Genomic DNA, 13,091 nt, shown 5'->3' with positions numbered 1-13,091 from the left:
CTCCCTTTAGTGAACTGGGCTTTCTTCTCCCCCCTTTGAAAAAGGGGGGCAGGGGGGGATTGATCAAAAAGGTTTATTCCCGACCGGCGGAGGCATCCATGATGATGGTATCGCCGCGCCCAACCATTGCTGCTGCGGTGCTGCGTCCGTCGAGAATCGCATCGGCAGCGCCAGCGATGTACAACTGCACGGCGCGGATCGCGTCGTCATTGCCGGGAATGACGTAATCGACGTTGCTGGGATCGTTGTTGGTATCGACCACGCCAATCACTGGAATGCCGAGCTTATTGGCTTCGGTGACGGCGATTTTTTCGTGACCGACATCAATCACAAACATCGCATCCGGCAGACCGTCCATGTTCTTGATGCCGCCGAGACTCTGCTCCAATTTGGCGCGTTCACGGGATAAACCGAGTGCTTCCTTTTTGTTGAAGCGTTCAATCGTGCCGGTCTCAAACATGACTTCTAAATCTTTCAGGCGCTTGACCGATTGGCGAATGGTCTTGAAATTGGTCAACATTCCGCCAAGCCAGCGATGGTTGACAAATGGCATTCCGCAGCGCAGTGCTTCGTCACGAATCGCATCGCGGGCAGCGCGTTTCGTGCCAACAAACAGCACCTTGCCGCCATTGCGGCGAGCGTCCCCATGAAATTGACTGCGTCTTGATACAGCGGCAGCGTCTTTTCCAAGTTGACGATATGAATCTTGTTGCGATGCCCGAAGATGAACGCGCCCATCTTGGGATTCCAGTAGCGGGTCTGGTGGCCGAAATGAACTCCGGCTTCCAGCATCTGGCGCATAGTGACATTGCTCATAATCTTAATTTCCTAATGGTTTGGGTTGAGACCTCCACGCGCCCCATGTGACCACCTGAGTTGAATCTCAAGGCACCCAGTCGCATGTGTCGGTGCGTGTGTGGACGGTAATCGCAGTCAGTGCTGCTGATAAAAATAAAGCGAAAAACGAGTTTTTCGCTTGGTGTCAGCGTCGCCATCATTATGAAACGCAAAACTGGCGTTGATTGCGGCGCTGCGCGGCGTTTTATACCATGCTCAACTCAATACGGGCAATTGTCCCGCTTTCTTACTCGATTTTTCATAAACCAACGATGAGTGTGCAAATTAAAACGCCGGAGGCAATCGAGCGAATGCGCGTTGCCGGTCGCTTGGCTGCTGATGTGCTCGATATGATTGAGCCTTATGTGCAGCCCGGCGTGACCACCGAAGAACTGGATCAACGCTGCCACGACTACATCAATGCGCAGGGCGCAATTGCGGCACCGTTGAATTATCGCGGGTTTCCCAAAGCCATTTGCACTTCAATCAACCATCAGGTGTGTCATGGCATTCCCAATGGCAAGCGTCTGAAAAAGGGCGATGTCATCAATATCGACATTACCGTGATTAAAGACGGCTATCACGGCGACACCAGCAAGATGTTTTTCGTGGGTGAACCGTCGGTGCTGGCGCGACGACTGGTGACGATCACGCAGCAGGCGATGCAGTTGGGAATTGCGGTGATTCGCCCCGGCGCAACACTCGGTGATATTGGTTTTGCCATTCAAAAGTTTGTGGAAAAACAAGGTTATTCAGTGGTGCGCGAATACTGCGGTCACGGCATCGGACGCGAGTTTCACGAAGAGCCGCAGTGCTGCATTACGGTAAAGCTGGCGACGGGCTGGTGTTGAAGCGGCATGTGTTTCACGGTGGAGCCGATGGTCAACGCTGGCAAACGTTATATCAAAGTGTTGCCGGACGGTTGGACGGTGATCACCAAAGATCGCAGCCTCTCGGCGCATGGGAACACACCGTGCTGGTCACGCCCGACGGACACGAAATCCTGACGCTTCGCGCCGAGGAACGCGATGATCCGGTTTCAACATGAACAATCCACTGCGTTCTGATCCGCGCTCGACCCCCGCAACTAACCCGCTCACGGTTTACCGAGAACGTCTCCGCGCTGATCAACAGGCGCTGTTTCAGCAATTCAATCAAGGTGTTCCTGTCACAACGCTGGTGCGCCAGCGCAGCCAACAGATTGATGCCGTGCTGCGCCAAATCTGGAACGACTACTTTGGTGAAACGCAAGCTGCCGCGCTGATTGCGGTCGGCGGTTACGGGCGGCAGGAGCTGCAACCCGCGTCTGACATCGACATTTTGATTCTGATCGAACCGGAGATTGACACCGCGCTGCAAGATGCGTTGGAGCGGTTTATCACGCTGCTGTGGGATTTGCGGCTCGACATCGGTCACAGCGTGCGCAGCGTCGCCGATTGTGTGGCGGAATCGGCAAAAGATGTCACCGTCATCACCAATTTATTGGAAGCCCGCTGGCTGTGCGGCAATCCGGCGCTGTTTGAGCAAATGCGCGAAGCCATTGCGCCGGAACAGTTATGGAATAGTGAACAATTCTTTGCGGCCAAAACCGAGGAGCAATGCCTGCGCTGGCAGAAATACGGCGGCACGGCTTACAACCTCGAACCCAATATCAAAGAAAATCCCGGTGGACTGCGCGACATCCAATGATTGGCTGGGTTGCAAGCGGCATTTTGCTGCCGAAACGCTGCATGATTTGGTCAATCACGGCTTTCTCACCGAAGCCGAACATCAGGCGTTGCATGATGGACAGTGTTGCTGTGGCGTATTCGTTTTGCGCTGCATCAATTAACCGGACGCCACGAAGATCGGCTGTTATTTGATTATCAGCGGACATTGGCCGAGCAATTCGGTTTTTGCGATGGAGCGAATAATCTCGCGGTTGAGCAATTCATGCAGCAGTATTACCGCACGGTGCAGGAACTCAATCGCCTCAATGAAATGCTGCTGCAATTGTTTCGAGAAGCCATTTTGCTGCATGATGCCGAGGTTTCACCGCAGCCCATTAACAAACGTTTTCAATCGCGCAGTGGTTATTTGGAAGTGACTGCGCCGAATGTGTTTCAACGTTCGCCGATTGCGTTATTAGAAGTTTTTCATTTATTACAAACCCGCTCTGAATTGCACGGCGTTCGCGCCAGCACCATTCGGTTAATTCGTGAAAATCGCCACCGCATTGATGATCGCTTTCGCGCTGATCTCCGCGCTCGCAGTTTATTTATGGAAATCTGCGCGAACCTTTTGGTATCACTGGAGCGATTCGGCGCATGAATCGTTATGGCGTTCTCGCTGCGTATATTCCGGCATTTGCCAATATCGTGGGCGAATGCAATACGATTGCTGCACGTTTACACCGTGATGAACACACGTTGATGCTGGTGCGCAATCTGCGCCGTTTCGCCAGCCCCAAGCATGATGATGAATTTCCGCTGTGCAGCGCAGTTGGGCGACGTATTCCTAAACTTGAATTGCTCTATCTCGCAGGGTTATTTCACGACATCGCCAAAGGACGCGGCGGCGATCATTCGACGCTGGGTGCGCGTGATGTCTGGGATTTTTGTCAACTGCACGGGTTGAGCGAATTCGACACCCGTTTGGTCGCGTGGCTGGTCGAGCAGCATTTGGTCATGTCGATGACTGCCCAGCGCAAAGACATCAGCGATCCTGAAGTGATTCAAGCATTTGCGGAAAAGATTGGCGATCCGATGCGGCTGGATTATCTGTATTTGCTGACCGTCGCCGATGCCCGCGCCACCAATCCCGACCGCTGGAATGGCTGGATGGATGCGCTGCTGCGCGAGCTGTATCAAAGTACGCGGCGGGCGCTGCTGCGCGGTTTGGATAATCCGCAAGCGCAGGACGAATTGATCGCGCAGAAGCAGGCAGAAGCAGTGCGACTGGTGGCGCGTTATGGCGGCGATTCAGCGGCTTGCGCGGCGTTGTGGCAGAAATTCAGCGTGGATTATTTTCTCCACCATTCGCCAGATGAAATCGCATGGCAAACGCGGCAAATCCTCGCTGCTGATTCCGCGCATTTGCCATTGATTGTGATTCGTCCGGTGACGCTGCGCGGCGCGACTGAGATTTTTATTTATACCCACGACCGCACTAATTTATTTGCCTATACGACTGCGCTGCTCGATCAACGTGGTTTAAGCGTTATGGATGCGCGAGTGATGACCACCAGCGACGGCATGGCAATTAATAGTTATCAGGTGCTCGATCAAGATGGAACGCCGGTTAATGATGCGCAGCGCATGGCAGAAATCCGTATTAAATTGGCGGCAATTATTACTGCGCAGCAGGAAGCACGAATTGCGGTGGCTCGTGCTGCTTCGCGGCGGCATCGGCATTTTCCAATTGAAACTCGCGTGAGTTTTGCAATTGATGCACCTAATCAGCGCACGATCATGCGGTTAACGACGCTTGACCGCCCCGGCATTCTCGCCGAAGTTGGCGCAGTGTTTCAGCAATGCGGAATTCGGTTGCAAAACGCCAAAATCGCCACGGTCGGCGCGAAGTTGAAGACGTGTTTTTCATTACCAATAGCGATGCGACGCCAATCACCTGCGAAACCGCATTAACCTGTCTGCGCTGCGCCATTCACGACCGGCTCGAAAGTCTCACGCCGCCGCGTTGATTCATAACGATAAGATCGCCATGTTCACGCTCATCCGCACATATTTAGGAATTGCAACATGTTAAGAGAATGGTCAGATATTTATAGCATCGGGATTGCTGATATTGACGCGCAACATCAGGTTTTTTTGCTGCGGCGCATCGGTTATATGACGACATTTTAGAACGCGAAGGCAAAAACGCGGTGGAAGATGCAATGGCGTTTATGCGCAATTACGCCGAGGAGCATTTTCAAACCGAAGTGGCATTTATGCGCAAGCATGAATACCGGTTTGAAGGAGCATTTAATCCTTCATGCGGGTTTTTTCGGAAGTTAGACGAATTAGAAAACGATTTGATGATGTTCGGCCCCAGTCAGGCGCTGGCAGATCGCGCATTGGATATTACGCAAGACTGGTTCATTGACATATCGCTGATGAAGATATGCTGTATTCGCTGCATGTAAAAGCAAAAGGCGTGAGTGATTTAAGCGCAGTTTAAATCCCCCCAACCCCCCTTTTTCAAAGGGGGGCTATTTTGAGTATTTTAATAGAGCACAGCGTGAAAAGTACCAATAAGAAAGCCCCTGTATAAAAGGGGCTTTTCTTTACTCCCCCCTTTGAAAAAGGGGGGCAGGGGGGGGATTTAACAGCGCGGTTGATACCGCAAATCCAACGTATACGGCTGCTCGCCAGCCGGTATTTCTGGCGGCGGATCAATCACTCCTGCCGTGTGTCCCATCACCCGAAACCGCGCAATTCGCCGACTTTCTGCTTCATAACTGTTCACCGGAAAACTCGATTCGCTGCGTCCGCCCGGATGCACGACGTGATAGGTGCAACCGCCGAGACTGCGCCGATTCCACAGATCAACAATCTCAAAAATCAACGGGTTATGCGCCGGAATCGTCGGATGCAATCCCGACGGCGGACTCCACGCTTTGAACCGAATGCCGGCGACAAACTCCGCTTTGCGTCCGGTCGAACGCAGCGGCACCCGCCGTCCGTTGCACACCAAGACATGCCGCTCACCAACTAAGCCGTTGATTTTGACCTGCATTCGTTCGACTGAACTATCCACGAAACGCGACGTGCCCTGCGCGGTGACTTCTTCGCCCAGCACATGCCAAGGTTCAATTGCTGCCCGCAATTCCAATTGAATACCTTCGGCAGTGACGAGATCGCCGTAATGCGGAAAACGGAATTCAAAAAACGGTTCAAACCACGCCGTTTCAATCGCATAACCAGCGCGACGGACATCGCAAATCACGTCCTCAAAATCCAAACGCGCAAAATGCGGCAATAAAAAACGGTCGTGCAATTCCGTGCCCCAGCGAATCGGTTTGCGCGTATACGGTTCTTGCCAAAACCGCGCTACGAGTGTGCGCAATAACAGCAATTGCGCCAAACTCATTTGATAATGCGGCGGCATTTCAAACCCACGAAATTCGACTAAACCCTGTCGCCCCGCCGCGCTGTCTGGTGAATAGAGTTTATCAATACAAAACTCGGTGCGATGCGTATTGCCAGTAACATCGGTTAATAGATTGCGCAGAATACGATCCACTAACCAAGGTTGCGGAATTGCGCCCGTTGGCATTTGTTGGAATGCAATTTCTAATTCGTATAAACGATCATCTCGCGCTTCATCCACTCGCGGTGCTTGACTGGTTGGGCCAATAAACATTCCCGAAAATAAATACGATAAACTCGGATGATGTTGCCAATACGCAATTAAACTCTGCACCAAATCAGGTCGGCGCAGCAGCGGACTGTCCGCTGGCGTCGCGCCGCCGAGCGTGACGTGATTGCCGCCGCCCGTGCCGGTGTGTCGCCCGTCAAGCATGAATTTCTCAGTGCCGAGCCGCGCCAGCCGCGCCTCTTCGTACAAAATCCGCGTATCGCGCACCAGCGCATCCCAGCTTTCGGCCGGATGAATGTTGACCTCAATCACGCCGGGATCGGGCGTCACCGCTAATTTTTGCAGACGCGGATCACGCGGCGGTTCATAGCCTTCGATGATGATCGGCAGTTGCAATTCCGCTGCGGTGTCTTCGATGCACATGACCAAATCCAGCCAGTGCTCCAAATGCGTCAGCGGCGGCAAAAAGCAGTACAGCCGCCCCTCTCGCGGCTCCACGCACAGCGCAGTGCGAATCAATTCCGGCGGCATTTCGTCCGGCAGGGCAATTTGCTGGCGCAGGTGATGGCTGTCATCGGCTGGCGCAATTCGACCATAATGCGCCGCTAAATCATGCGGTTGTGCGCCCTGCTCGCGGATGGTTTGCGGCGCTTGCGCTGGTGCACTGCGTTGACTATAACGCCGCGCTACTTCGTCAAACGGCGACCGCAGCGGCGCGACTGCTTCCAGCGGATTGCGCTCAGGGACTTGATCCAATTCAACTTCTGGCACATACGGCAGCGCATCGAGCGGCAGCCGCAAACCCAGCGGCGAATCGCCGGGAATTAAAAACAGATTGCCGTCGCGCAGCGCCCAGCGTCCACTTTTCCAACTGCCGGTCGCGTCAAATCCCCACCAGCGCAGCGGCAGCACAAAACCCGCAATCTGGTTTAAGCCCTTGTTAAATAACCGCGCAATGCGCTGGCGCTCGTTGGGATCGTTCAGTTTGTTATCCAGCGGATTGACGTTGACTGGCAGCCGCGCCTCGCGCCACAGGTAATACCAAACGTCTTCATGCGCTGGCGCAGCGTTCGCGGGATCAACGCCGAGATGACCGGCGAGGGTACGAATAAACCGCTCGGCATCAGCGGCAGTGTGTCCATAATCTTGATTTTCTTGACCAAACAGCGCCGGATCGCGCCACACCGGTGCACCATCTTTGCGCCAGTAACAAGACAGCGCCCAGCGCGGCAACTGCTCGCCCGGATACCATTTGCCTTGACCAAGATGCAGTAAACCGCCCGGCGCGAAATGCTGTTTTAAGCGCCGCAGCAAATCTTCAGCCAGCGGTTTTTTAGTCGGGCCGAGCGCGTCGATGTTCCATTCCGCGCCGTCCATGTCGTCAATCGACACAAAAGTCGGCTCGCCGCCCATCGTCAAACGCACATCGTTGGCGACCAATTCTGCATCGACCTGATGACCGAGCGCCTCAATCGCCGTCCATTGCTCCGGCGTGTACGGTTTGGTGACTCGCGGGTCTTCGTGAATGCGACTGATTTCATTGTGAAAATAAAATTCCACTTCGCATTTATCGGTCGCGCCCGTGATCGGCGCAGCACTGCGCGGCGCAGGTGAACACGCCAGCGGAATATGTCCCTCGCTGGCAAACAGCCCGGAGGTCGGATCAAGCCCGATCCAGCCTGCGCCGGGCACGTAAACCTCTGCCCACGCATGTAAATCGGTGAAATCTTTTTCCGTACCAGACGGGCCATCGAGCGATTTCACGTCCGCCGTCAACTGCACCAAATAGCCGGAGACAAACCGCGCTGCCAGTCCAAGATGGCGCAGAATCTGCACCAACAGCCAGCCGGTATCGCGGCACGAACCCTTGCCGCTGCCCAGCGTCTGCTCGCAAGTTTGAACGCCCGGCTCCAGCCGAATCACGTAGCCGATGTCCTGTTGCAACCGCTGATTCAAATCAACCAGAAAATAAACGGTTTCGCGGCGTTTACGATTGACGCCAGTTAACCATTTGCGCAGCAGCGGTCCACCTTCAGTGAGTTCCAAATAGGGCGACAATTCTTTACGCAAGTCCGGTTCGTATTTGAACGGATAATAAAATGCGTAATCTTCGAGAAAGAAATCAAAGGGATTGATCGTAATCATCTCGGCGATGACATCAACTTCAATTGACAATTTGCGCGTTTTTTCCGGGAATACCAATCGCGCTAGATAATTGCCGTAAGCGTCCTGCTGCCAATTGATGAAATGTTCCGCTGGTTCGATATTGAGTGAATAAGAACGAATCGCAGTACGACAATGCGGCGCTGGGCGCAAACGCACGACATGCGGCGACAGATTGACCGAACGATCAAAGTGGTATTCGGTTTTGTGATTGAGCGCAACCAAAATCGACATCGGGGTAGAATTCCTGAATGAGTCTGGACAGATAATAAGCAGAAAATGTGCCGCATTTGAAACAGCGACTGGTGGATTTCGCGCAGTTAATGCACTGCGTCATCGCTCGCAATCGGCAGCGAATCGGCGCTCGGCGCAGTCTGATCAACAATGCGGTGACGTTCATCAATCCAATCACCGAAATCAATCCAGCGACAGCGTTGACTACAAAAAGGTCGCCAAATTGAAGTGGCAACCCATTCCACCGGTTTTCCACAATGAGGACAGTTAACAATGGTATTGATCATTATTTAAAACTCACAATCGGTTTAGATGAAAAGAACTATTTCACAGGAGATTATTCAATCACAATGACGATTAAAAACAACCGTTATTTAATGCTTGCCCGCGTTATTCTATTGTTCGTTGCCTTAGCATTTTCTATAACAGCAGCTGCAAGTTCACAGGCACATACTGCGCCGCGCATTGGTCTCGTACTGGCTGGTGGCGGCGCAAAAGGCGCAGCACATATTGGCGTGCTTAAAGTTTTAGAAGAACTGCGCATTCCTATTCATGCCATTGCCGGAACCAGCATGGGTTCATTAGTGGGCGGTGTCTATGCAGCGGGCATGTCTGCCGATGAATTAGAACGGCGCGTCACACAAGTCAATTGGGACGATCTATTTAATGACGATCCACCGCGTGAGGATTGGCCGAATCAACGCAAAAGAGCATCTACAATGCCTACTTGGAATTTTACAGTTGGAATACGCAATAGAAATTTACGTTTACCCAAGGGCGCAATCTCCGGTCAAAAAGTACAATTATTTTTTAACGATTTAGTCAAAGGTGTCGAAACAGCACCTGATTTTAACGCTTTTCCCATTCCATTTCGCGCCATTGCGACCAATTTAGAAAACGGCGAAATGGTCATTTTCGATCATGGCTCATTGCCAATGGCAATGCGAGCCAGCATGGCTGTTCCCGGTATTTTTGCGCCGATGGAATGGAATCATCATATCTATGTTGATGGCGGTTTGGTGCGCAATTTACCCGTTGATGTAGCGCGTTCAATGGGCGTTGATACGCTGATTGTCGTCAATTTAGGTTCTAGTTTTCTTCCACGAGAACAGCTCGGCAATATCCTCGGTGTTTCTGGTCAAATGATTGCCATTCTGACCGAGCAAAACGTGACCATTTCACTCCAACAACTGAATTCAAAACGCGATGTATTAATTGTTCCTAATTTGGGTGATATTGGGTCTGGTGATTTTGCGCGAGCAGCCGACGCAATTAAAACTGGCATCACCGCAGCACGTAAAGCGACACCTCAATTAGCGCGTTACAGCTTGAGTAAAAATGAATACGCAGCATGGAAGCGCAAACATTTTAATTCTGGGAATCCCGTGCAATATGTTGGAAAGGTACAAATCGCTGGTTTAGAGCTGGTAAACACCGTTGTTTTCGATGGTTTAATTGCAGATCATACGCAACAACCATTAAACCGAATACAATTAGAACAAGATATTCAAAAGGTTTATGGGCGCGGCGATTTTGAGCGCATTAGTTATCATTTCATACCTGAAACGGATAAGCGCGATGTGCTCGTTATTGATGCCATTGAAAAAAATTGGGGACCTGGTTATTTAGGATTTGGGCTTGATTTATCGAGCGATAATGAAGGCGATAGCCGTTTTGGATTGCGCAGCACTTATAATCAAACTTGGATCAATTCACTGGGCGCAGAATGGAATAATCTATTTGTTCTTGGCAATGCACCACATATACAAAGTGAATTTTATCAACCGCTTAATCTCAATCAAGCGATTTTTATTGCGCCTTATTTAGATTATCGCTTGAATCAACACAGCATATTTTTAAAAGACCAACGGGTAGCGCGGTATGACGTAACACAATCCAGAATTGGCGTTGATCTTGGTACTAGTCTTAGCGATGTAGAAGTACGTGCTGGTTTTTACATAGGTCAAACGGGAATTGCATTGGATACGGGTTTTTCTGAACTTACAGAAGGACAAATTACTGATACTGGACTACACGGACGAATTATTTATGACACGCTTGATAGTGCGGGAGCACCGCGTTCGGGAGTGCAAATCACATTAGAATCAACGAGTCCGCTGGCGCAGTTAGGGGCTAGTGTTGATTATACGCGCACTTTATTTAGTACCGTTGTTGCCCATAGTTTTGGCGCGAATACGCTTTCTGGGAGCATTAAAGCTGGGTCTAGTTTCGGTGCAAATATGCCTTATTACGATCAATTTCCATTAGGTGGTTTTCTTAAACTTTCTGGTTACGCCAATGAGCAATTTCGCGGAAATGATATGGCTTTTGGTGCGATTTCGTATTATCGACAAATTGCTTCACTACCATCACCGCTGGGACGCGGATTATATTTGGGCGCATCATTAGAAGTCGGTTGGCTTTCTAAAGGCATAATTTCCAACGCTAATACTGGAAAAAATGTGCTCGTGACCCAGAAGCAACGCGAGTTAGTGGGAGTTTGTTCTTCGGATCAGATACGTGGATTGGACCGGCTTATTTAGGGTTTGGAATCGCCGAAACTGGCGATAACACAATTTATGTTTTGATCGGACGACCCTGAATATCAATCGCTCATTTTAGAGTACGCAGCAGGCAAGATTAAAAGGCACATCTTCATCGCAGGGCACGGTGGCTTTTCCATCCAGTTCCACACTCACAAAACGAATGCTATAACGGTTTTTATGCCCGCTAATTTCTGGATAACAATTGGTTGCTGGCGCAAGCCACACGCGCAGCAATTGTGCCGGAAATTCTGGGTTTAGCGCCTCTTGAAAAAAACCACCATTCGCAGTGAGTGTGCGCGTTTCCGCACTATTTCGAATTAACGACAGCATTAATTTAATTGCGTTCATTGCCGGCTCTAAATCTTCCAGCCAATGTTTAAACCATGCTTGATGCACATCGGCTGGCTGCAACAGCCAATAATGATAATGCGGCAAATCAAAACGACATGCGCCACCGGGCAAGCTGTTGCGTTGACTAATCGCTTTTAGAAACTCATCCTCACGCGCATTTTGTCCAATTGGGCAATCGAGTTGACGCAAGACATCTACTGCGCAGCTTAAATTCGCTAATACCTGTTCCAACGCATCGGTATTCACTTCCGGTTGTTTAGAGATACGCTGAAGCGTATTAAACAAACGGTCGAGTTCTTTGAATATCTCATTTTTGAGATCGGAACGCGCCGTGACACTTGCTAAATCAATGAAAGTGGTTATCGCTACCCGCCTAGCAGCGATACCGTTTTGCGGTATAAAATGTTGCACTTGTTCATAAAGATGTTCAATCCGCAAAAAAGTACGAATACGTTCATTGAGTGGTTGCTCAAAGGTCATTAAAGCTGACACGTTAGTTTCTCAAAGCTGAATGACGCCAATTAGTTGATTAGCGCGTTTTAGAAATTAGATCATCAAGCAACACAATAAAATTGCGTTTTGCTTTGTGCTGAATACGCAACGCATTAAGATATTCGATCAATGCTTGATGTTGATTCGATGCAGTCATCAAGGTAGCTATTTTTCTCAGCAGCTTAATCGCTTCTTCATAAGCGGAACTTTTTGTTTTTCCAATAAGAGAAGACACGATTCTCTGATAGATGTTAATTGCATCTTGAGGACGTGTTGATGAAAATTTTTCGGCAGCAGTGATGAGCAAATTCTGTTCGCAAAAACCTTGCTGTATCGCGGCATGAGCTGCTTCAAGATCATCTTCCCATAGCGCAATTTGAACTCGTCGTGAATAGTTAGGTGTTGCGTTTTCTGATTTATGTTTACTAAAAGTACTTGCAGTGTGAATAATGTCATCATGCAGATAATTTAATGCGCGTTCGCGCTGTTCCGACCAGACACCAATAGCACTGCTGACCGCATGTAAACGTTGATAATGCGTCAATGATGATACTTCTGAGAATTGCGCCCAGCGAGTTGTATTGCTTCATCATTGCGTCCGCGTTTAGGTAAGCATCAATCAGAAAATCGCGCAATCGACTATCGGTTTTTTCAGGAAATGCTTTAGACCGCGTTCTGCCCAATCAGTGCTTTTTCTGGTTTTGTGCTTCAGTCCAAATCTCAGCGATATTCAGATAAGCATAAGCAGATGATAAATCGGTGGCATGAATAGCGACCAATTCTTCAATATCGCCACAGGCTGTTGCTAATGCCTCCATAATGGATTTTATTCTATAGCGATTCCATGATACCCAGCAGTTTTAGCCTTATTCCATTTCTGCTAATTCCGATACCGCTGTAATCCAGTTTACCCAGTACATCGCAGTAAGTTAGCGGATCAAAGCTGTTCGCAGTTTCTGATAGGCGTTATTTCCAGTCGAAACAGGCGATCAGCCAATGCACTGGGATCAATTGATGCCAAACGACAGGCTTGCAAATGTAATTCACCTAAACGATCATCAATACTGATGATTTCACCTTCTTCATCATCTATTTCATACTTTATGTTTTCAAGTCGTTCGATGGCATATTCAGTGAGTTCAATCAGTTGTTGCGCCGTTTGGCGTCAAC

8 protein-coding genes and 3 pseudogenes are annotated in these 13,091 nt (G+C 50.1%); 5 read left to right on the top strand and 6 right to left on the bottom strand.

The genetic code is table 11. The features are described 5' to 3' along the window. Positions 1-73: 73 nt before the first annotated feature. Positions 74-792, bottom strand: a pseudogene (gene rpsB / locus CXB77_RS14135) (30S ribosomal protein S2). Positions 793-1,109: 317 nt separating this feature from the next. On the opposite strand from rpsB, the pseudogene map reads away from it, so the two are divergent. From map to CXB77_RS23965, 4 genes and pseudogenes are all read left to right on the top strand, one after another. Beyond that, positions 1,110-1,885: pseudogene (map, locus tag CXB77_RS14130) on the top strand (type I methionyl aminopeptidase). Beyond that, positions 1,882-3,147 (top strand): annotated as a pseudogene (locus tag CXB77_RS22175) (nucleotidyltransferase domain-containing protein). Before map ends, CXB77_RS22175 begins: the two co-directional pseudogenes overlap by 4 nt. Beyond that, a complete protein-coding gene (locus tag CXB77_RS22170; protein ID WP_242445727.1) occupies positions 3,144-4,460 on the top strand; it encodes an HD domain-containing protein in 1,317 nt (438 codons plus the stop codon). The pseudogene CXB77_RS22175 and the gene CXB77_RS22170 overlap by 4 nt, the downstream one beginning before the upstream one ends. A gap of 239 nt (positions 4,461-4,699) precedes the next feature. Beyond that, complete coding sequence (locus tag CXB77_RS23965; RefSeq protein WP_347338138.1) at positions 4,700-4,960, top strand: hypothetical protein; 261 nt, start codon at positions 4,700-4,702, stop codon at positions 4,958-4,960. Between the two features lie 179 nt (positions 4,961-5,139). Here CXB77_RS23965 and CXB77_RS14115 read toward each other — a convergent pair whose 3' ends face one another. Continuing rightward, positions 5,140-8,532: a DUF2126 domain-containing protein gene (locus tag CXB77_RS14115; RefSeq protein WP_105074404.1), complete on the bottom strand. Its 3,393-nt coding sequence runs from the start codon at positions 8,530-8,532 to the stop codon at positions 5,140-5,142. Between the two features lie 86 nt (positions 8,533-8,618). Then, a complete protein-coding gene (locus tag CXB77_RS14110) occupies positions 8,619-8,819 on the bottom strand; it encodes a DNA gyrase inhibitor YacG (protein ID WP_105074403.1) in 201 nt (66 codons plus the stop codon). Positions 8,820-8,882: 63 nt separating this feature from the next. Between CXB77_RS14110 and CXB77_RS14105 the strand changes: the two genes are divergently transcribed. Next, positions 8,883-11,075 (top strand): patatin-like phospholipase family protein, encoded by a 2,193-nt coding sequence (locus CXB77_RS14105; RefSeq protein WP_242445726.1) that lies wholly within the window; start codon positions 8,883-8,885, stop codon positions 11,073-11,075. Between the two features lie 75 nt (positions 11,076-11,150). Here the strand turns inward: CXB77_RS14105 and zapD are convergent, their stop codons facing one another. The 3 genes from zapD to CXB77_RS23215 all read right to left on the bottom strand — a co-directional run bounded on the left by zapD (position 11,151) and on the right by CXB77_RS23215 (position 12,739). Then, a complete protein-coding gene (gene zapD / locus CXB77_RS14100) occupies positions 11,151-11,921 on the bottom strand; it encodes a cell division protein ZapD (RefSeq protein WP_105074402.1) in 771 nt (256 codons plus the stop codon). A 37-nt stretch (positions 11,922-11,958) separates the two neighbouring features. After that, positions 11,959-12,465, bottom strand: a complete 507-nt coding sequence (locus tag CXB77_RS14095; protein WP_105074401.1) for a hypothetical protein — start codon at positions 12,463-12,465, stop codon at positions 11,959-11,961. Positions 12,466-12,604: 139 nt separating this feature from the next. Continuing rightward, complete coding sequence (locus CXB77_RS23215) at positions 12,605-12,739, bottom strand: hypothetical protein (protein WP_277949411.1); 135 nt, start codon at positions 12,737-12,739, stop codon at positions 12,605-12,607. Positions 12,740-13,091: the final 352 nt, after the last annotated feature.

This window comes from Chromatium okenii, from assembly GCF_002958735.1.
Classification (GTDB): domain Bacteria; phylum Pseudomonadota; class Gammaproteobacteria; order Chromatiales; family Chromatiaceae; genus Chromatium; species Chromatium okenii_A.
This window is presented reverse-complemented; position numbering and strand designations above follow the sequence as displayed.

Bases quoted from the DNA above. Each gene is read 5' to 3' on its own strand.
- CXB77_RS22170 (WP_242445727.1), top strand. From the start codon at position 3,144: ATGAATCGTTATGGCGTTCTCGCTGCGTATATTCCGGCATTTGCCAAT.
- CXB77_RS14115 (WP_105074404.1), bottom strand. From the start codon at position 8,532: ATGTCGATTTTGGTTGCGCTCAATCACAAAACCGAATACCACTTTGAT.
- CXB77_RS14110 (WP_105074403.1), bottom strand. From the start codon at position 8,819: ATGATCAATACCATTGTTAACTGTCCTCATTGTGGAAAACCGGTGGAA.
- CXB77_RS14105 (WP_242445726.1), top strand. From the start codon at position 8,883: ATGACGATTAAAAACAACCGTTATTTAATGCTTGCCCGCGTTATTCTA.
- CXB77_RS23215 (WP_277949411.1), bottom strand. From the start codon at position 12,739: ATGGAGGCATTAGCAACAGCCTGTGGCGATATTGAAGAATTGGTCGCT.